Source organism: Alicyclobacillus acidocaldarius subsp. acidocaldarius DSM 446, assembly GCF_000024285.1.
Lineage (GTDB): Bacteria > Bacillota > Bacilli > Alicyclobacillales > Alicyclobacillaceae > Alicyclobacillus > Alicyclobacillus acidocaldarius.
The window spans coordinates 794,038-815,014 of sequence record NC_013205.1; the positions used below are offsets into that span (position 1 = coordinate 794,038).

The window sequence follows — 20,977 nt, forward strand, 5'->3', positions numbered from 1 at the left end:
CTTTTGGATGGCGAGGACGCCCCTTCTCATGGGCAACTGGAAGATGTACAAGACGGTGGCGGAGGCCCGGGCGTTTGCGGAGGCCCTCGGGCAGCAGTCGCAGAAGCTCGACAGCCGGATCGAGTACGCCATTTGCGCGCCGTACACGTGCCTGCACGTCCTGCGCGTGATGTTGCCGGCGCAGGTGCGGCTAGGTGCCCAGAACGTGTTTCCAGAAAAGGAAGGTGCGTATACAGGCGAGATTGCGCCGGGCATGCTTGCCGAGTTCGGGACGAAATACGTCCTGGCTGGACACTCAGAGCGCCGCATGCTGTTCGGCGAGTCCGATCAGTTCATCAATCAAAAGATAAAGGCCATCGTGGCGAACGGCATGACGCCGGTTCTGTGCGTCGGGGAGAACTCGTCGCAGAAGGAGGACGGCGTGACCAAGGAGGTGGTCACGGGCCAGGTGTTGCAGGGGCTCGACGGCCTCACCGCGGATGAGGTGGGGCGCGCGGTCGTCGCGTACGAGCCGGTCTGGGCCATCGGGTCCGGCAAGACGGCGACCCCCGACGACGCTGAGGAAGTCGCGCGGGCCATTCGCGCGGCCGTGGCAGAGACCTGGTCGCCCGAGGCGGCGGAGGGTCTGCGTATTCTGTACGGAGGGAGCGTCAAGCCCGACAATGTGGCGTCGTTCGTCCGCGAGCCCGATCTCGACGGCGCGCTCGTGGGCGGCGCCAGCCTGGATCCCACGTCGTTCGCGGCCATGGCGGAAGCCATCAAGGGGGTGCTCGAATGAGCGAGTTTGTGCGAAAACCGCGCCCGAACGGCAAAGGTCCCGTCGCGCTCATCATCCTCGACGGCTTCGGCTTAAGCCCGCACCACGAAGGGAACGCGGTGTACCTGGCCAAGACCCCGAACTTCGATCACTACTGGGAGACGTATCCGCACACGACGCTTCAGGCGTCCGGTGAGGCCGTCGGCTTGCCGGACGGGCAGTTCGGCAACTCGGAGGTCGGCCACTCCAACATTGGGGCGGGGCGCGTCCTGTACCAGGATCTGACCCGGATCACCAAGGCCATCCGCGATGGAGACTTCTTCCAGAACGAGGTCTTGGTTCGAGCGATGGATCTCGCGGTGCGCCGCAAGAAGACGCTGCACATCTGCGGCCTGGTGTCGGACGGCGGGGTGCACAGCCACATCGATCACCTGTTTGCGCTGTTGCGCATGGCCGCGGGCCGCAAGGTTCCCCGCGTCGCCGTGCACGCGTTTCTCGACGGGCGCGACACGCCGCCGACGACGGGTGTCGGATACCTGAGCGAACTCCAGCAGCTCATGGACGATCTGCAGACGGGCTTCATCGCGACGGTGATGGGGCGGTATTACGCGATGGATCGCGACAGGCGCTGGGAGCGCGTCAAGCGGGCGTACGACGCGATGGTCCACGGCGAGGGCGATCGCCACGAGGACGTGATCGCCGCGGTGCAGGCGAGCTACCAGGCGGACGTGACGGACGAGTTCGTGAAGCCGGTTGTGCACGTGGACGCGGACGGCAAGCCGCTCGCGACGGTCGAGGACGGGGACAGCCTGATCTTCTTCAACTTCCGGCCCGATCGCGCCATTCAGCTGTCGCTCGCCCTCACCGATCCGGCGTTTGACGGGTTCGACCGCGGGCCCAACCCGCCCAAGGTGCACTTTGTCTCGATGACGAAGTACAGCGACGATGTGCAAAGCGAGATCGCGTATCCGCCCGACTTTCCGACCGAGACGTACGGGGAGGTCGTGTCGAAGGCGGGGCTCACGCAGCTCCGCATCGCGGAGACGGAGAAGTTCCCGCACGTGACGTTCTTCTTCTCCGGCGGGCGCGAGGAGCCGTTCCCCGGCGAGGAGCGCGTGCTCATCCCGTCGCCCAAGGTCGCGACGTACGATTTGAAGCCGGAGATGAGCGCGTACGAGGTGGCGGACGCGGCGGCCAAGCGCATTCGCTCGGGCGAGATCGACACCATGATCCTGAACTTCGCAAATCCGGACATGGTCGGGCACACCGGCTCGCTCGAGGCGGCCATTAAGGCGTGCGAGGCGGTCGACGAGTGCCTGAAGACCGTGATGGACGCCATCTTCGACATGGACGGCGTCGCCATCATCACGGCCGATCACGGCAACGCCGACATGATGATCTACCCCGACACGGGCGAGGTTTGCACGACGCACACCACAAATCCGGTGCCGTGCATTGTGACGGTTCCCGGCCTCAAGCTGCGCGAGGGCGGCGTGCTGGCCGATCTCGCCCCGACGCTGCTCGATCTGCTCGGCTTGCCCAAGCCCCAGGCCATGACGGGCAAGACCTTGATTGAACACTGAATCCACATCAAAGGAGAGGATCGCGATGTCCGAGATTTTTGACGTCCATGCGCGCGAGGTGCTCGATTCCCGCGGCAATCCCACGGTCGAAGTGGAGGTGGAGCTCGAGTCCGGCGCGAAGGGCCGCGCCATTGTGCCGTCCGGCGCGTCGACCGGCGCCCACGAGGCGGTGGAGCTCCGCGATGGCGACAAGGGCCGCTATCAGGGCAAGGGCGTGCTGAGGGCCGTCAAAAACGTGAACGAGATCATCACGCCGGAGATCATCGGCGAGGACGCGCTCGATCAGATTGCCATCGACAACCTGCTCATCTCGCTCGACGGCACGCCCAACAAGGGCAAGCTCGGGGCGAACGCCATCCTCGCCGTGTCCATCGCGGTGGCGAAGGCCGCGGCGGCGGAGGTGGGCCTGCCGCTGTACCGCTACCTCGGCGGGACGTACGCGCACACGCTGCCGACGCCGATGATGAACATCCTGAACGGCGGCAAGCACGCGGACAACACGGTCGACATCCAGGAGTTCATGGTCGTGCCGCACGGCGCGCCGACGTTCCGCGAGGCGCTGCGCATGGGCGCGGAGATCTTCCACAGCCTGAAAAAGGTGCTCGCGGATAAGGGTCTGTCGACGACCGTCGGGGACGAAGGCGGGTTTGCGCCCAACCTGAAGACCAACGAGGAAGCGATTCAGGTCATCGTCGAGGCCATCGAAAAGGCCGGGTACAAGCCGGGCGAGCAGGCGTCCATCGCGCTCGACATCGCCTCGACGGAACTTTACAAGGACGGCCAGTATCATTTTGAGGGCGAGGGCGTGACGCGATCGGCCGACGATCTCATCCATTATTACGAGGGGCTCCTCGCCAAGTACCCCATCCTGTCCATCGAGGACGGGCTCGCGGAGGACGACTGGGATGGGTGGAAGAACCTCACCGCGGCCCTCGGCGGCAAGGTGCAGCTGGTTGGGGACGACCTGTTTGTGACGAACGTGGAGCGGTTGAAGATGGGGATCGATCGCGGCGTGGGCAACTCCATCCTCGTGAAGGTCAATCAGATCGGCACGCTGACGGAGACGTTTGCCGCGGTCGAGCTCGCCAAGAAGAACCGCTACACGGCCATCATCTCGCACAGATCGGGCGAGAGCGAGGACACGACCATCGCGGATATCGCCGTGGCGCTCAACACCGGCCAGATCAAGACCGGCGCGCCGAGCCGGACGGATCGCGTGGCGAAGTACAACCAGCTGTTGCGCATCGAGGAGGAGCTGGGTGCGGCGGCGTCGTACGCGGGGCGCGGCGCGTTTGTCCAAGGTTGACAGCCGTGCTAGACTAAGTTTGGGATTTGGGGAGCGGAGGTGACAAGACCATGATGCTGGCGGCCAAGATTGCCCTCGTGGCGCTCTGTGCCTTGCTCGTGCTTGTCATCCTGCTCCAGTCGGGGAGAAGCGCGGGCCTGTCGGGCGTCATCACGGGCGGCGCCAACCAGTTTTCCAACCGCCGCCCGAAAGGGATGGATTCCCTGCTGGCCCGCGTGACCGTGGTGCTCGCCGTGCTCTTGTTCCTGGTGACGGGGCTCATCGCGGTGATGTACCACTACAACGTGCACTAGACGTGCGACACACAAAAAAGATGAGGCGGGGCTCGGGTGCTCTTCTGCGGTGCAGAAGGGCTCCTTTTTTGCGCTCCGAGAAATGGAGGACATGGGGATGGGAAAGGCGCTCTGGCTCTTGGTGGTGGCGGTGTTCGTGGTGTCACTGGACCTCAGGCCGCCCATCACGTCCATCGGTCCGCTGGTGCTCACCATCCAGCGCTCGCTCCACATGAACGCCGCGGAGGTCAGCCTGCTCACGTCCATTCCCGTGTTTTGCATGGGCGCCTTCGCGCCGCTCACGGGCGCGGTGGCGGCGAGACTTGGCATGAATCGGGCCATTTTCGCGTGTGTCGGGCTCGTGGGCCTCGCGACGCTCGTCCGGTTCTTCGCACACGCGTCATGGCTGCTCTTGGCATCCGCGTTTGCGGCCGGCGTGGGCATCGCCATCTGCGGGCCGCTTCTCTCCGGTTTCATCAAACATCACTTCGGCCGGCGCGCGCCTGCCGTGATCGGCCTGTACTCGGTGGGCATTGGGCTCGGCGCGTTGGCGAGCGCCGCGCTGTCCATTCCTCTGGCGCAAGCGCTCGGGTCGTGGCAGGCATCGCTCGGCATGTGGACGGGACTCGCGGTGTTGGGGCTTGTCGCGTGGTGGCCGGTGCTCCGCGCGGCGCCGCGGGGCGACGAGAGCGACGCAGGCGGATTGCGCGCTGGCGGGTTGGCGTCGCCATCGCCCTGGCGCACGGGCAGAGCGTGGCTGTTGCTCGCCGCGTTCGGGCTGCAGTCGGGCATCTACTACTCGACGACGACGTGGCTCGCGCCGCGCGCAGAGGAGACGGGGTATTCAGCCAGTGGCGCGGGCGTGGTGCTGACGGTTTTCGCACTCATTCAGATGTTTGCGAGCCTGGTTATGCCCCTGGCGATGAGCCGCACGAGGAACCGGGCGCCCTGGCTCGTCGCATCCGCGTCCTTGACGCTCATGGGGCTCGTCGTCTGCGCCCTTTCCCTCCCCGCGTGGAGCGCCTGGTTGGCGGATGCGCTCCTTGGCGTCGGGCTCGGGGGCCTGTTTCCCATCCTGCTCATCCTGCCGCTGGACGAGACGAAAAGCGGCGACGACGCGAGCCGCTGGACGGCCATGATGCAATGCGGCGGCTACCTCATCTCGGGCGTGGTGCCCATCCTGGCAGGGGCCATCAAAGACGCGACCGGGAACTTTCTGGACTCGTTCTGGCTGCTTGTCGCGCTCGCCGCCGGGCTGGTCGTCTGTTCGCTCTTCCTTCACAAGCGCCCGAGCCAGAAGGTGGCCTGACTCCGCCTCCCGTTTGCCGCGCCGCGCAAATTTCTTCTTCCTTTTGTGGCGATCTCGTCCGTTTGGGTTCATACTAGTAGCAACGCACGCGGCAGAATCCGGTGCACTCGGCTGATGGACGATGGAGTGAAGCCTTCTTGTGGAAAGAGCGATTGCTTGAATACATGCGTTCGGAGGAGTACAGGCCGAGCACGGTCCAGGAACTGTGTGAGCGGCTCGGCGTGACGAGCGCGGCGGACTTTCGCGCATTTGTCCGCCTTCTGAACGAGATGGAGGACGCGGGGGATCTCGTTCGCACCAAGAACAACCGATACGCGCTGCCGGAGCAGATGAACTTCATTGCGGGCAGGTTGCAGCTCAAGGCGCGGGGTTACGGCTTTGTCATCCCTGAAAACGAGGCGGAGGCGGACATCTATATTCTGCAGACCGCGCTCAACGGCGCGATGAGCGGAGACCGGGTGCTCGTGCGACTCCGCGAGGAGCGCGGCAAGGGGGCGCAGGCCCACCGCGAGGGTGAGATCGTCAAGATCCTGGAGCGCGGGAACGACCGCATCGTGGGCCAGATTGCCATTTACGCGCATCACGCCTTCGTCACGCCGCTCGACAAGCGGTTCCCGGAGGACGTGTTTGTCCCGAAGGACGCGGTCGGGAACGCGCACGACGGGCAGGTGGTGGTGGTCGAGCTGACGTCGTACCCCACGGCCACACACGGGCCGGTGGGACGGGTGGTGGAAGTCCTCGGCTATCCGGACGAGCCCGGCGTCGACATCCTGGCCATTGTGCGGAAGTACAACCTCCCGGAGGCGTTTCCCGAGGATGTGCTCGCCGACGCCGAGCGGATCCCGCTGGAGATCGATCCCGCCGAGATCGCGCGGAGAAAGGACTTCCGAGGCGAGACCATCGTGACCATCGACGGGGACGATGCCAAAGACCTCGACGACGCCGTACACGTGAAACGCCTGCCCAACGGCCACTACGAGCTCGGCGTGCACATCGCCGACGTGGGCTACTACGTCAAGGAGAACAGCCCGCTCGACAAAGAGGCCTTTCGGCGCGGGACAAGCGTGTACTTGGTGGATCGCGTCATCCCGATGCTGCCGCCGCGCTTGTCGAACAACATCTGCTCGCTGAACCCCAAGGTGGATCGCCTCACGATGTCGTGCGTGATGGAGATCGACGGGCAGGGGCGCGTCGTCTCCCACGAGATTGTGCCGAGCGTGATTCGGACGGCGGAGCGCATGACCTACAACGACGTGCGCAAGATCCTCGAGGACGAAGACGAGGAGCTCCGGGCGCGCTACGCGCCGCTCGTGCCCATGTTCGAACGGATGCGCGAACTGGCGCTCATTCTGCGGGACAAGCGCATGCGGCGGGGGGCCATCGACTTCGACTTTGACGAGATCAAGGTGCGGGTGAACGATCTCGGCGAGCCCACCTCCATCGAGCCGCGCCCGCGTTCCATCGCGGAGCGGATCATCGAGGAGTTCATGCTCGCCGCCAACGAAACCGTCGCCGAGCACTTTCACTGGCTCGGCGTGCCGTTCATCTACCGCGTGCACGACGAGCCCGATCCGGACAAGATCATCCACCTCAATCTGTTCCTTCACAATTTCGGTTACCATGTGAAGGGGTCGGCCGGGGGCAAGGTCCATCCCCGCGCGCTGCAGGAAGTCCTGAATGAGGTCGAGGGCAAGCGCGAGGCGCGGATGATCTCGATGGTGATGTTGCGGTCGATGCAGCAGGCGAAGTATCGCCCGGAGTGCACGGGGCACTTCGGGCTCGCGGCGGAATATTACACGCACTTCACGTCGCCCATCCGCCGATATCCAGACCTGGCCATCCACCGCATCATTCGCGAGGTGCTGACGCGCGGATCACTGTCTCCGCAGCGCGAGGCGCATCTGCGCGAGTTTGTCGCCGAGGCGAGCCGGCAGTCGAGCGAACGGGAGCGGATCGCCCAGGAGGCGGAGCGCGAAGTCGATCAGTTGAAGATGGTCGAGTACATGCAGGCGCACATCGACGAGGAGTTTGACGGCATCATCTCGGGCGTCGTCCCGTTTGGCCTGTTTGTGCAACTGGACAACGGTGTCGAGGGCCTGATCCACATCAGCGAACTGTCGGACGATTACTACGTGCTGCACGAGCGCCAGATGGCGCTCATCGGCGAGCGCACCCGGCGCGTGTTTCGCATTGGCGATCCCGTCCGCGTCGTGGTGATACGGGCGGTCAAAGAGGATTTGCGGATCGACTTCGGACTCGTGGAGCATCTGCGCGAAGCGACGTACGTCGGCGGTGAAGGCCCGGGCGCGATCGTGTATGATGAGGATCTGACGCCGAAGGAACGGCGGGAAACCGAGCGCCGCAGGCGCGAGGCGGCTTCCCGCGCCAGCGGCCGGAGGGAGCGCGACGACAAGCGCCATCGCGCGCGGCGAGATCGAAAAGGGGAGGCGCGCGCGGGCGTCCGCCTGTCCGACTGGAACGACGGGGAAGAAGAGCGATCGGCGGCTTTGGGCGACATGTTGCCGCACGAACTTCCGTACGACGCCTGGGACGAGGAGTATCCGGATCCGCGTGCCCAGCGCGGGCGGAAGCGAGGTGGCCGCGGCAGGGAAGATGAAGCACGGCCGTCGGCAGATGGCCGGATTGCGGGTGGCCGCTTCGAGGCGGCGTCCACTCGGCGCGGCGGCTACCGCACTTGGCCGACTTGGGAGGCGGACGGAGGCAGCGGCCGAGGTGCAAGAACAAGCGGGAATGGGCGATCGCGGCCGGGGGAGAAACCGGCCGGGAAACGGAAGTCGGAGGCAGGGAAATCGGGCAAGCGCGGTTCGCGCAAGAAGCGGAAACGGTGACCCGGATGTGCCGCGCCGTGCGGCAGGGCGGCGACACGGTGCCCGGGCACGGCTGCGAATCGCGCGCCCGTTGGAGCATCGGAGTGACGTGAGATGGCGAGATCGCAGGGGATTCGGTTGATTGCGCAAAATCGGAAGGCGTATCACGACTACTTCATCGAGGAGACGTACGAGGCGGGCCTCGTGCTGACGGGCACGGAAATCAAGTCGATTCGGAAAGGGTCCGTCAGCCTGCGAGACGCGTATGCGCGCGTGGACGACGGCGAAGTGTACATCTACAACATGCACATCGCGCCGTACGAGCAGGGGAATCGATTTAATCACGATCCCCTGCGGCCGCGCAAGTGTCTGTTGCACAAGAAGGAGATCAACCACCTGTACGGCGCGGTCCGGCAGCGCGGGGTCACCTTGGTGCCTACCAAAATCTATATCAAGGATGGGTGGGCCAAGGTGGAATTGGCGCTCGCGAAGGGCAAGAAGCTGTATGACAAGCGCGAAGCCGCCAAGGAGCGCGACGCAAACCGGGAGATTCAACGCGCCCTCCGAGCGCGCATGCGCGGCGAATGACGACCGTTGCAACGCGCGGAGGGTTCATGGGTCGCATCATCGACAGGTACATGATGGAAATGGGTTGATCGGTCTTCGGAATGGAGTATAATAAGGAGTGCTGTTGAAGGATAGGCGATTCGCTTGAGACATGCCGAACGGCTGTCGCCAAAACGCGGGGGCGTTTTGGATTCGACGGGGACTGTTCGAGCATGTACGGCGGGCCGTGGGGCTGCGACCACGTGATGCACGCAGGTCTAAATTTAACTGGCAAAGCGAATCGCTTTACCACTCAAAACAAGCTCGCTCTCGCTGCCTAATCCAGCGGGACCGTTGCGTGATGCGTCGCCTGCGCGCGTCGCGTAACGTCATCTGAGCAGGCTGGCGGCTTCCCTCGTTCGCGGGGATGCCGCGAGAAAACAGCGAACTTGCCTGTGCACCAGCGTGATCGTCCGCGGGTCACAGGGACTTCAGTAGACGATCTACGCCCGTAGATGTACATGCGGCGAGGTCTTCGGACGCGGGTTCGATTCCCGTCGCCTCCACCATGCATGGCTGGAATGGAACGTCAGAAAACCGTTCGCCGGTTCCGTCTGCGAAAGGACGGGGCCGGCGAATTTGGTTTTTGGGCGTTTCGCTTGCGGGACGAGGCGCCCACCGCACACGCTGGTGTTCCGTATGGCGGGAAGGCGCTCTTGTCTTATGATGAAAGCGCTTTTACGATGGCCTTCGAAACCAGCGCCGCGCTAGCCGTGTCGGCGGGAAACGGAGGCCAACATGCTCGATCTCAGACAGCTCTCACGTCAATATATCGCCGGTGAGTGGCGCGACGGACGCAGTTCCCGCGTGCACCGAGATCTGAATCCGTTCGACGGCTCGACGGTCGCCGAAATTCGCCTTGCCACGGTGGAAGACATCGACCAGGCGTACCGCGCCGCCGCGGAGGCGCAGAAGGTCTGGGCGCAGGTGAATCCGTTTGAACGCCAGGCGGTCATGGAGCGAGCCCTCCAGATTTGGGAGGGCTATCGAGATGAGGTGATCTCGCTCGTCGCGGACGAGATCGGAGGTACATTCATCAAGGCGGCCATTGAGTTCGAACTGGTGAAGAACTTCCTGCGCGAGGCGGCGACGTACCCTCTGCGCATGGAGGGGCGGCTGTTGCCGGCGACCATTCCCGGGAAAGAAAATCGCCTGCTGCGCCTGCCTGCCGGGGTGGTGGGGATCCTGAGCCCGTTTAACTTCCCGATGTGCTTGTCGATGCGCGCTTTGGCGCCTGCCATCGCGTGTGGCAACGGCGTTGTCCTGAAGCCGCATGAAGAAGCCGCCATCACGGGTGGCGCGCTGCTTGCGAAGGTGTTCGAGGAGGCGGGGGTGCCGAAGGGGCTCGTCAACATCGTCGTGGCTGACGTCGCGGAGATCGGCGATGCGTTCTTGGAGCACCCGATTCCAAGAATCATCTCGTTCACCGGCTCCACAGCGGTCGGGCGGCATATCGCGGAGGTGGCGGGCCGGCACCTGAAGCGGGTGACGCTCGAACTGGGCGGCAACAGCGCGCTCATCGTGCTCGACGATGCCGATCTCGACCTCGCCGTCGACGCCGCGGTATTCAGCCGTTTCACGCATCAGGGCCAGATTTGCATGTGCGCCAATCGCGTGATCGCCGTGAAGGATGTGTACGAGCGATTTCTCGGGAAATTTGTCGAGCGCGTGTCGAAACTGAAGATGGGCAGTCCTCGAGATCCCGAGACGGTCATCGGGCCGCTCATCAACCGCCGCCAGGTCGAGCGGCTGCTCGCCGTCGTCGATGCGAGCATCGAGCAGGGCGCTCGGGTCGCCTATCGGGGACCCGTGGACGGAAACGTGGTGGGGCCGGTGGTGCTGGCCGACGTGGGGCCGGAGATGGCGTGCGCCAAAGAGGAAATGTTCGGCCCCGTGGTGGCGGTCATGCCCGTCGAGGACGAGGAAGAGGCGGTGCGCGCGGCCAACGACAGCGAGTACGGTCTGACGGGGGCCGTGATCACGCGCGACGTGGAGCGCGGCGTGCGGATCGCCATGCAGGTGGAGACGGGCATGTTTCACGTAAACGACGGCACGGTGAACGACGAGCCTCTCGTGGCGTTTGGCGGCGAGAAGGGTTCGGGCGTCGGGCGGTACAACGGACAGTGGGGTATCGACGAGTTCACCACGCTCAAATGGATCTCCATTCAGCGCGAGCGGCGCCAGTACCCCATCTGACCCATCTGTCAAGAGCTTCATTGGAATTGTGGGCCCGAGGATATCTCCGGGCCCTCGGCCATTTTCCCCTTGTCGCCATGCACATCCCCTTGTTACAATATTCACTGATGTCCAGCACGAGGCCGTGCAGCGATCGCGGATAGAGGGAGAGACACATGGCGGCATCCAAGCTGAAAGGCTGCATCGAGGCTGACATCTCGAACGCCCTGACGAAGTGGGAAAAGGACTATCTCGGGCGCGGCTCGGTCTCGGTCAAGACGGATATCCTGCGGGATATGATCATCGTTTCGCTGCATGGCATTCTTTCGTCCGCGGAGTATGCGCTTTGCGAGACGTATGAGGGCATGTTGTCCGTGAAGCGGACGCGCACCAGCTTGGTGGAATCCGGTGTCGAGGATCTGAAAGAAATCATACGCCGGATCACGGGCGAGGAAGTGAAGAGCTTTTTCACGGATCTGAGCACGCGGACCGGCGAACGGATCATGGTGTTTCGATTGCATTCGGATCTCGAGCGGAAACTGGAATCCGGCGAGTTCGAAGGCGGCCGCGAAGTCGTGGACGCGGGGCGAGATGCGTAACCTTCGCTGCCGTGCGGTCATGTCCAGACGGATCGCGGCGTAAAGTGAATCGAGCAATGTCACCTATCGATATCGGTGCGGCGAGCGCAGCGTGCAGCCTCTGGAAAAGGGGTTGGCGAGGCGGTCCCGTATCGCGAACATGACCGGGTGTTTGTTCAACTGGCGTGAGTTGACGAAAAACCGGCGTGACTCGAAGGACGGAGTTTGAAACCTCTCCTTCCGTCGAGCGCGCCGGTTTTTTGTGTGTCAATGTCGAATCGCGCGGCTTTGGAGCCGCCATGGGCAGGAGGGCGCACATGGATTTCGCGGCTGTTCACCAAGCAGTATCGCTTGTTTGGATGTTGGCCTGGATCGTCGCCAGTATGACGGGCGCCTTGCTCTGGCCTCTGCGGGAGCCTTCGCGGCGCATCCGTATGCACCTCGCGAGCCTCTGCCTCGTGAGCCTCGTGTCGATGCTCGGCCTTGTGACGGGCGCGATCGGCGTGCGGTTGGGGCCGCTTCACCCAACCGGCCTCGGCTGGGCGATCTCGTCCTACATCAGCGCGCTCGGGCTCGTCGTGCAGACATTCTCCGCACGTCACCTGGCCGGAGACGAGCGGTACGGCTCCTATTTTGCGTGGATGACGTGGACCTTGTTTTTTGCCAGCGCCGCCTGGATGGCGGGCGATGCGTGGTTTTTCGCCGCGTGTTGGGTGGGGATGGATGCCGGCCTCATTCGGCTGATTGCGATGCAGCGGCGAAGCCGAGCCGCTCAAGCGGTGGCGCGGATGACCTGGGCCAGGCTCGCACCGAGCATGGCGGGCGTGCTTCTTCTGTGCGGTATGGCGGCGTGGGCTGGTCGATCTCCGTCGCTCGATACGGGGATCCGCGCACTGGCCGCGCACCCACACGCAAGCCTGGTGGCTGGCCTTCTTCTCGGCACCGTGGCGCTCGCTCAGGCGGGCAACTGGCCATTCGGGCGCTGGCTGCTCGACTCCGCGGTCACGCCGACGCCCGTTTCAGCTTTGATGCACGCCGGATTGGTGAACGCGGGCGGCCTGCTTCTCGCCAAGTTTGCGCCCGTCCTCGCGGCGGCGGGACCCTTTCCGCGCGCCTTGCTACTCGCCTTCGCGTGGCTCAGCGTGGTCACCGGCACCGGCGCCATCCTGGTGCAGGCGGACTACAAGCGCCAGCTCGTCGCGTCCACCATGGCGCAGATGGGCCTGATGCTCATGGAGTGCGCCATGGGCGCGTACGCGGTGGCCATCGTGCACCTTGTCCTGCACGGCATCTTCAAGGCGAGCCTGTTCCTCAAATCCGGATATGCGGTCCCCGCGCCGGAGGACGCCCTCGTTCCTCCTTCTCCGCAGCCCAAGCGCAGCTTATGGCCGGCCGTGGCAGGGACTCTCTTCCTCTTGGCCTATGTGGCGCCTCACCCGGCCGATGGCATGCGGCTTTTGTCCGGGCTTCTGTTGGCGGCAGGATGCGCAATCGCGGTGCGGCTCGCCGCAGATCTGCAGGCCGGGCGGTGGCTGGGTCTCGCCGCCGTCGCGGCGGCGGCGGGCGCCGCGGAAGGTGTTCGCGCGGCGCTCGTCCGAGCCATCGCTTCCCTCGGCGCCTCCAACGCTCACCCAGACTGGGCGTTCGCCGTTTTGGCGGCCGCGCTCGTCGCCCTCCAGGCGTTCGCCTTCGCATGGTGGCGATGGCGTCCCGACACGAACGGGGCCATGCTCGCCTACGCGTGGCTCGTTCATCTCTCCGATCCGCGCCCCGCATCCGTTGAGGCGCAGCCCACGTCCCTGAAACAACTGGTGAAGGAGGCGATTTTGAAGTGACGCGCTCCCGTCTCGCTCCCGCTGGAACCACGTGGACGGCGTCGTCCGCGGTGTCCGCCGCTCGGCTTGCGCTCGACGTCACGGCCGTCCAGTGGCCCATTTCGGTGTTTATCGCCCGGCACCCCTGGCCAGCGCTCGAAGACCTGCCGTTTGCGGCCGCGATGCGCAAACTGCAGGCGCTCGGCGGCGCCCATCTCTATCCTTCCATGCGCCTCCTGCGCGACGCGCTCCATCGCGGCGAGATTGATCCAAATCGTCTGCGCCATCGTATGGATCAGTACCTGGAAGATGACGTGCCGGCGCATCTCCGCGGGGCGTTCGCATCCGTGCAAGAGGCGCTCACGCATGAAGCGGGCGATCCGTCCGACGCCTCTCCCGAAGCCATGGCGCTCGCCGCGAAGGCCGCAGCGGCGCCCGATCTGCCCGACGAGGCCCTGCACTTTCCGCTCCCGTCCGACGGCGAGCGAGCCAGAGTCGACGCGCTCTCCATCCGATATCTGAAGCTCTTTCTGGACCGCGGCCAGGCCGCATGGTCGATGCCGCTTCGCCGCGAGGGGCTGTTTCGGGCGGCGCGCGCACTCGCCGGACGCGATCCGTCCCTAAGCCGCGCGGAAAAGCGGCGCCTGGGTGAATTGCCGGATGCCTCGGATGAGGTGCTCGCCTTTGGCCTGGAGCGCTTTGACGTCTCTCCGCGCTTCGCGGCGGACTACTTCCGCGTGCATTACCTTAGGCTTCCGGGCTTCGTCGGCGCGCTGCGCTTCCTCGGACGGGAGCAGGGACTGGAAGATCGGTGGATGCTCGACTACCTGGCGATGCGCATCATGATCGAGTGGGCCTTGGCTGGCGATGCGGGCCGAACGTTTTTGCCCCACCCGGACCTCGCTGGCCTCGCCACGAGCGCGGCTCGCCTGCTTGAAGCCGCCCGGGGCCCCGCGAGTGTCGATTTGCTCCTCCTCGCCCATCGCTACCGCGTGGCGGATCGGTACGCGGTGTGGCTCGACGCCTGGGAGGAGACGCACGAGGCGCGCGTCGTCCGGCGGGGGCTCGCTCTGTCGCGCGAGAACACGGTGCCAAAGGCGCAGTTCCTGTTTTGCATCGACGTGCGGTCCGAGCCGTTGCGCCGCCACCTCGAGGCGGAGGGGCCCTACGAGACGTTCGGGTGCGCTGGATTTTTCAATTTGCCGGTCTGGACGAGATCGCTCGACAGTTCGTACGCGCACCCGAGCTGTCCTGCCATCGTGCGGCCGGTGGCGGAGGTGTGCGAGGAGGCCGTGGACGAGGCGGGCCTCGCCCGATCCCGGCGCCTCATGGGCGCGTGGAGAACTCTCGCGCAGAGCTTCAAGAAGGTCAAGCAGAGCGGCGCCGCCTCTCTCGCCCTCCCGGAGCTTTCCGGCCCATGGCTGGCACTCGACGCGGTGGCGCGGACGGTTCCGCCCCTGCGCGCATTCGCGGCACGCGTGGCGCGCGCGACTCTGCCCCAGGCGGAGACGAGGCTCGCCTTGGATCGCCGCGAAGGTCCGGCCGGTGTCCCCCTGGGGCTTTCGAGCGAGGAGATGGCGAAGTTCGCGGCGGACCTGATTCGGTCCATCGGGCTGACTCACTTTGCTCCGTTCGTCGTGGTGTGCGGACACGAGGCGCGGGTGGAAAACAACGCGCACCGCGCGGCGCTTGACTGCGGCGCCTGCGGCGGTCGATCCGGCCGCACGAACGCGCGGGCTCTCGCTGCCGTGTTGAACCGCGCGGACGTGCGGCGCCGCCTGGCGGCCGAACATGGCATCTTCATTCCCGGATCGACCCGGTTTCTGGCCGCCGTGCACGTGACCACAACGGACGAGATCGAGTGGCTGGACGTGCCGCCTCTTGTCGGCGAGGCGCGTGTCCAGTTTGAGGCGCTGTCCGCCGCGGTGCGGCGCGCTGGCGAAAAGGCCGCGTCCGAGCGGGCGCAAGCTCTGCCAGGCGCCAAAAGGGCTCGCCCGACGCTGGAAGTCAGGCGGCGCGCGAGCGACTGGGCGGAGGTGAGGCCGGAGTGGGGGTTGGCGCGGAACCGCGCGTTTTGGATCGGGCGCCTGGCGTTGGATTCGGGGCCTGTTGCGGGCGAGGCGTTCCTGCACAGCTACGACTGGCGGCTGGATCCCGACATTCGCGGGCTCAAGTCAATTGTGGCAGGTCCCGTGACGGTGGCCCAGTGGATCAACCTTCAGTATTATGCTTCGACCGTGGCGCCTCACGCGCATGGCGCGGGCAGCAAGCCGACCCAGACGGCGACGAGCGGCATCGGCGTGATGCAGGGCAACGCAAGCGATCTGTTGCCGGGATTGCCGTGGCAGTCGGTGGCGAGCGACGACGCACACCTCTACCATCGTCCCATCCGGCTGCTGGTCATCATCGAGGCGCCGCGGCGCATGGTGGAGCGGCTCCTGCGCGAAGACGAGGGGTTTCGCCGCAAGGTGGAGAATGGTTGGCTGCGCCTTTTGATCTTCGATCCCGAACGGGGCGCGTGGGCGCGCGGCGAAGCGGTGATTCGGACGTCGGCTCGTGGATGACCGGACCGCGTCGGTCACAGAGGGTTCACGATTGCGGAGGATACACCTGTTGTGGCGCGGCGCAGGGTTCCGTATAATGACCCGAGGTATATCGATTTGTGTCCCAATCAATTGCAAGATACAAGTGTGAGGCGCGAGGTGAGCGCGTGATCCATCGAGCACCGAGCTTCCATCAGGGGATGGAGCTGTATGCAATGGGCGAATACAACGAGGCGCTTCGGGTCTTTCTCGAGGAAGCGAAGTCCCTCGAAGGTGAGGTGCCCCAGCGCGCCGGCATCGCGTACCGACAGGCGGCGCTCTGCGCACGTCATCTCGGCCGCATGGACGAATTCGATCACTACATGCGGCTCGCGGGCCGGGAGTTTCTCCGCGCGAGCGAGTTGCCGGATCAGCCGGCGCAGCACATTCGCGAGTATTCGCTTCTGGCGGCGCAATGCTTCTTGGCCGTCGAGAATCTGGATTTGTCGTCGAAGAGCGTGAGCCGCGCGAAGACGGTGGATGTGGCGCTTCAGGAGCCTGTCGCGGAGGCGTTCGAGGCGCCGGCGTCCGAGGAGCGGGATGCCATCTTGCAGGCCGAGCGCCAAGCAACGCAAGCAGCGCGCGTTCCCGCCGAGGAGCCCGTGAACGATTCCGAAGAAGAGGAGCGCCCGAACCGCGGCCAAGGACGGGAAGCTGGGGACCTCGACGCGGCGCTCGCGGCGGTGGAAGCGCGGTGGCTCGGCGCGTCGAGTTCGCTGGCAAGAGCGGCATCGGACGGGGCACGTTCGTCCACATCTTCAGAGCCTACGCGCGGGAGCGGCGAGCGTGTGCGAGCGGACGTGGCGTGGGCGTCCGACATCCTCGAGGAGATGGACGAGATGCATGCGCTCCTCGTGGATCTGCAGAAACGCATGCTGGAGCTTGAACGGCGCCTGCATCGGGTGATTCGCCAAGGCGAGACGGAGGGGCGAAGGTGAGACATGCAACGGTTCCCGTCTCGGATGTGCTTTTGGCCACGGAGGGGACGTACCCGTACACGCTCGGCGGCGTGAGCGCCTGGGCGGATCGGCTGATCCGCGGGCTGCCGGATCGAACGTTCACGGTGTATGCGGTGGTCGCGAACCCTGGCGCGAGTCAGCGATATGAGCTTCCGACGAACGTGCATCGCCTGCTCATGGTTCCCTTGTGGGGGACGGATCGCCACGAGGAATTTTCCTGGAACGCGCCTGCAGGGCGCCTCTTTGGCGCCAGGCGGGCTTTTCGGCGCGACTTTTTGCCGGCCTACGAGGCCTGGATCACGGCCTGCCTGCGGCCGGCCGAAACGAAGCTCGCGGACGCGCGGGAAGCCTTGTGGGTCTTCGCGCGATTTGCGGAGGAAGGGTTGATGAAATACGCGCTTCGTCATCCCAAGACGTGGGAGGTGTTGCGCGCCCGCCTCGCCGAGCACCCCGTGTTCCGGCACCTCAACCTGTTCGAGGCCATCGACATCGGCAAACTGCTGTACCGCTACCTGGCGCCGCTTGCGTTTCCCGCGCCCGAGGCTCGCGTGTATCACGCGTCCGCCGCAGCGTTCTGCGCGCTGCCGCTCGTGATTGCGAAGGAGCGATACGGCCGGCCGCTCCTCATCACGGAGCACGGCGTGTATTACCGCGAACGGCTCCTCAACCTGGCCCGTATCGAACGCGCGGCGCCGTACCGCTATTTTCTGTCGAGTCTCTATAGCCTGGTGGTTCGGCTGGCGTATCAGGCCGCGGACAGCGTGGCTCCGGTGGCCAGGTTCAACGCGGTGTGGGAAGAGCGCCTCGGCGTGCCGCGGGAGAAAATTCATCCCATCCCGAATGGCGTGGATCCCCGCGCCTTTCACATCGTGCGGGAGGCGGGCTCGGGCGACGAGCCGCTGCGCCTGGTCATGGTGGCGCGCATCGATCCGCTGAAGGACATCCACACCGCCATTCGCGCGATGCGAAGCCTCCGGGATGTGTACGGCAACCGCCCGGAACTCGAAGGCGTCACGCTCACCATCTACGGGCCCGCGCCGGATCCGGCGTATGAAGCGTCTTGCCGTGATCTCGTTCGCCAGTACGGACTTGAACAGATGGTCCATTTCGCGGGTCCGACGGACGACGTGAACCAAGCGCTGAACTCGGGCGATCTCGCCGTCATGTCCAGCTCTTCGGAAGGATTTCCGTATGCGGCGGTCGAGGCGGTCATGGCGGGCCGGCCCATCGTGGCGACGGACGTCGGAGGAATGCGCGAGATTGTCCGCCATCCCTATGGCATGCTCGTTCCGCCGCGCCGGCCGCGCGATCTCGCCGACGCCATCGCGCGCTTTGCGGCGATGCGCGATCGCCTGGCGGAGCTTGGCCGCATCGGGCGGGATCGCATGCTGGCGGAATACACCCTCGAACGGTTCGTCGCGCGCTACCGAGCGTGGTACGACGACTGGACGGACGAAGGAGACCGGACGCATGAGCGCAAAGTCTCGGTATGAGATGGTGGCGCCGGAGGCGTGGGCGCAGGAGCTGCACGCGCTGGCGTACATGGTGGTGAGCCGGCAGCCGCATCCGCGCAATCCGCTCGAGGTGGCCGTGCATCTCGAGGACTGCGGGTACGGGGGGGACGTGGCGCGACGGCTCGGCTTCCGCGACGTGTTTGAACTTGCGGAAGAGGTGTGGGCGCGGATTCCCCTGTATCAGACGCCCGAGGAACTGACGCGGCCGAGCCCGCTTGGGTGGTTTCGCCGCGCGGCGGAGCAGTATTTTCGCGGCGTGGGTTACACGGCGCCCTGGATGATGAGCGTCCTGATGCTGTTCATCACGCGCATCGCGCTCTGGTCGTCGCTCTCCGCCTCCCAGGAGGTCGCGACGGCCGTCAGCCTGGCGTTCTTTGTCGCCACCATGTGCGCGGGCGCGGTCTCCCAGGTGTTCGCCGTGCGCGCCCTGTTTTACCTCGGGCAGGGGAATTGGATCCTGTTCCGCTGGATCGCCACCCGCGCCATCGTGCACGGGTCGGCGGCGTCCGCGCTCGTCATTGCGCTCGTGTTCCGGTTCGCCATCGCGCCCACGTACGGCCCGGCGTACGGAAATCTGTTCCTTGAATACGCGCTCGCCATCTACATCTTTCAAATTGCGCTCGCGCCCCTGTACCTTCTTCGCCGCATCCTGGGCCTCGCCATGACGACCGGCGCCGCGCTCATCATCACGTGGTTCGCCATCTGGACCATCGAGCGCGTCAACGCGGGCGAGTACGTCGCCGAGGCCGTGCAGCAGGCGCAGGTGCTCGGGCTGCTCATCGCGGGGGTCGGCGCGCTCATCGGCGTGTACTCGTATGCGGTCATGCGATCGCGTCGGCAGTTGCGCCGACTTTTGCCCGAGGAACTCGGAGACGGCCCGCACGATCGGGGGAACGAGCCGCAGGCCAGGGCGCGCGTGCAAATTCCCCGCTTCTGGCCTGTCTGGCGCCAGCTTTGGCCGTACGCCATCTACGGAACCGGGTACTTCGCCATGCTGTTCGTCGATCGTATCGTGGCCGGGGTGCACTTCGGCGCACTGCAGGGTGTGCATCACTACGTGTATCCGCCCACGTACGAGTTGACGACGGATCTCGCCACGCTCGAGCTGTTTCCGATGATGGGGCTCGTGTTCTACTTCATGACGGAGCTGTCCGATCGCTTCCTCGGTTGGATGATGAAATATCGCGTCACGGAGCATCGGGCGCTGCACCGCACCTTGGCCGCGTTTTTTGCAACGCGGGTGGCCGTGCTCGCGGCCGCCGGGCTTCTGATTGGCGCCTTTGCGCCCCGTGTGTTGCTGAGCCTGCCCGCGACACTGATTGCCCCGATTTTGGTGGCGGGCCCTGCGTATCAGATGGCGCTGCACGTGGCGGCGCTTGTTTACGGAATTTTGCCGGTGGGGCTCTTCGCAAGCCAGTTTCTGTTTTTCTGGGGCGTGCGGTTCGCGTCCGCGCTTAGCGTCTGGGCCGGGACAGCTGCGGGCGGTCTCGTGGCCTTGCTGTGGGTGGAGCGAGGGGACGCCTACGCGGTGTACGGCATGGCCACCGCCATCGGTCTCTTCACCGTGGCCACGGTCGTCGCCGGCCTGCGGACAGCGATGAGAGGAGATTATCAGCTGTATGCCAGCCATTGAAACGTCGAGATCGGGCCGGTTGCGCTATCGTCCGTGGGAACGCGCCTTTCTCGCGGGAGTGCTCGCCCTGGCTCTGCTCATGGTGATGTGGGGCGCGTGGATCGAGCGCGGGAAGCAGGTGCTTCAGCCTCTGCTGACGGGCCCCGCCGGCGCCATCGCCGTCGAGTCGGCGCCAATGGTCACCGCCTTCAACCAGCCTTCAGGAACTCCGCATGCGCTGCAAGGCTCGACCTCGCTCCTCCTGCCGCCGTATTACCAGTGGGAGGCCAACGGAAGCGCTGGGCAAAAGCTCGGGTTTGTTCGCGCGCGGGGAGGCTATCTGACGGTGGGGGTTCGACAGGCGACGCCTGTGTTTCGAGGCTACTTCCTGACGACGCGCAATCCGTTCCCTGCGGGCTGGTACGCGCACGCGTGGGCGGTGTCTCCGCCGGCCGTCGCGCAGGGAATCGGCGAGCTCGTCTTCGCGGTGCAGACGGCCACCACAGATCAGACCGGGCTCATCAACTACGTGTTCGTATCCCTGGTGACGACGAGGGTGCATGGCAAGCTTCGCTCTACCTGGGAAATTGGCTACGCGTACGGGTACGAGCAGAACGCCCACAGCGTGATCCTGGAGAAGTTCCCGGAGAGCGCCATCTCGCCGGTGAACGGCGAGTATCACGTGGTGATTTGGACGGACGGAAAGACGAGCTACCGCGCATGGGTCAATGGACACGAAGTGTACGCGTCCAACCGGCTTCACATGCAGATTGCGCCGCCCTTCGACGCGTATCTCGAAGTGCAGGAGAAGAACACGGCCTATGCGGTCCAGTATCGCCAGTTTGCAGCGCTCGCGGGCGACGGCGTGACCGTGAACGGGTTGCCGGATGGCGCTCGAATCGTCTGGCGAGGTCGCGCGTATCCGGCCCATGCCGGGGTTGTGGTGCTGCCCCTTCCCGCGAACGTTGGGGAGGAATCGGGCACGCTCACCGTGCAGATGGGCGGAAAGGCGACCACGGGTCAAGTGCACCTGTGGGCGGGCGAGACGCTTCAGTACGAGCGGGCGTGAGGCGAGCGCCCGC

15 protein-coding genes and 1 other RNA gene are annotated in these 20,977 nt (G+C 65.3%); all 16 read left to right on the forward strand.

Translation table 11 applies throughout. The features are described 5' to 3' along the window. Positions 1-7: 7 nt before the first annotated feature. The 16 genes from tpiA to AACI_RS03795 all read left to right on the forward strand — a co-directional run bounded on the left by tpiA (position 8) and on the right by AACI_RS03795 (position 20,964). The gene (gene tpiA / locus AACI_RS03725) at positions 8-778 is read left to right on the forward strand and encodes a triose-phosphate isomerase (RefSeq protein WP_012810144.1); all 771 of its coding nucleotides are present in this window, start codon (positions 8-10) and stop codon (positions 776-778) included. Then, positions 775-2,340, forward strand: a complete 1,566-nt coding sequence (gene gpmI, locus AACI_RS03730) for a 2,3-bisphosphoglycerate-independent phosphoglycerate mutase (protein WP_012810145.1) — start codon at positions 775-777, stop codon at positions 2,338-2,340. The genes tpiA and gpmI overlap by 4 nt, the downstream gene beginning before the upstream one ends. Before the next feature lie 25 nt (positions 2,341-2,365). Continuing rightward, the gene (gene eno / locus AACI_RS03735; RefSeq protein WP_012810146.1) at positions 2,366-3,646 is read left to right on the forward strand and encodes a phosphopyruvate hydratase; all 1,281 of its coding nucleotides are present in this window, start codon (positions 2,366-2,368) and stop codon (positions 3,644-3,646) included. A gap of 50 nt (positions 3,647-3,696) precedes the next feature. Continuing rightward, positions 3,697-3,939 (forward strand): preprotein translocase subunit SecG, encoded by a 243-nt coding sequence (gene secG, locus AACI_RS03740; protein ID WP_008341091.1) that lies wholly within the window; start codon positions 3,697-3,699, stop codon positions 3,937-3,939. 97 nt (positions 3,940-4,036) lie between these two features. Continuing rightward, entirely contained in the window at positions 4,037-5,227 is a 1,191-nt protein-coding gene (locus AACI_RS03745; protein WP_012810147.1) for an MFS transporter, read from the forward strand. Positions 5,228-5,328: 101 nt separating this feature from the next. Beyond that, a complete protein-coding gene (rnr, locus tag AACI_RS03750; RefSeq protein WP_280959720.1) occupies positions 5,329-8,076 on the forward strand; it encodes a ribonuclease R in 2,748 nt (915 codons plus the stop codon). Positions 8,077-8,169: 93 nt separating this feature from the next. Continuing rightward, positions 8,170-8,643, forward strand: a complete 474-nt coding sequence (smpB, locus tag AACI_RS03755) for an SsrA-binding protein SmpB (RefSeq protein WP_008341088.1) — start codon at positions 8,170-8,172, stop codon at positions 8,641-8,643. 156 nt (positions 8,644-8,799) lie between these two features. Further along, positions 8,800-9,170, forward strand: a transfer-messenger RNA (tmRNA) gene (gene ssrA / locus AACI_RS15815). 229 nt (positions 9,171-9,399) lie between these two features. Continuing rightward, entirely contained in the window at positions 9,400-10,857 is a 1,458-nt protein-coding gene (locus tag AACI_RS03760; protein WP_012810149.1) for an aldehyde dehydrogenase family protein, read from the forward strand. A 155-nt stretch (positions 10,858-11,012) separates the two neighbouring features. After that, a complete protein-coding gene (locus AACI_RS03765) occupies positions 11,013-11,435 on the forward strand; it encodes a DUF2294 domain-containing protein (RefSeq protein ID WP_012810150.1) in 423 nt (140 codons plus the stop codon). 296 nt (positions 11,436-11,731) lie between these two features. Continuing rightward, on the forward strand, positions 11,732-13,249 hold the full coding sequence (locus AACI_RS03770) for an NADH dehydrogenase subunit 5 (protein ID WP_012810151.1): 1,518 nt from the start codon (positions 11,732-11,734) through the stop codon (positions 13,247-13,249). Beyond that, positions 13,246-15,792 (forward strand): DUF2309 domain-containing protein, encoded by a 2,547-nt coding sequence (locus AACI_RS03775; protein ID WP_012810152.1) that lies wholly within the window; start codon positions 13,246-13,248, stop codon positions 15,790-15,792. Before AACI_RS03770 ends, AACI_RS03775 begins: the two co-directional genes overlap by 4 nt. A gap of 146 nt (positions 15,793-15,938) precedes the next feature. Beyond that, the gene (locus AACI_RS03780) at positions 15,939-16,748 is read left to right on the forward strand and encodes a hypothetical protein (protein ID WP_012810153.1); all 810 of its coding nucleotides are present in this window, start codon (positions 15,939-15,941) and stop codon (positions 16,746-16,748) included. Beyond that, positions 16,745-18,262 carry a GT4 family glycosyltransferase PelF gene (gene pelF, locus AACI_RS03785; RefSeq protein ID WP_012810154.1) on the forward strand — a complete coding sequence of 506 codons (1,518 nt, stop codon included), beginning with the start codon at positions 16,745-16,747 and terminating at the stop codon, positions 18,260-18,262. Before AACI_RS03780 ends, pelF begins: the two co-directional genes overlap by 4 nt. After that, positions 18,240-19,916, forward strand: a complete 1,677-nt coding sequence (locus AACI_RS03790; protein ID WP_012810155.1) for a hypothetical protein — start codon at positions 18,240-18,242, stop codon at positions 19,914-19,916. The genes pelF and AACI_RS03790 overlap by 23 nt, the downstream gene beginning before the upstream one ends. Continuing rightward, positions 19,903-20,964 (forward strand): hypothetical protein, encoded by a 1,062-nt coding sequence (locus AACI_RS03795; RefSeq protein ID WP_012810156.1) that lies wholly within the window; start codon positions 19,903-19,905, stop codon positions 20,962-20,964. The genes AACI_RS03790 and AACI_RS03795 overlap by 14 nt, the downstream gene beginning before the upstream one ends. Positions 20,965-20,977 lie beyond the last annotated feature (13 nt).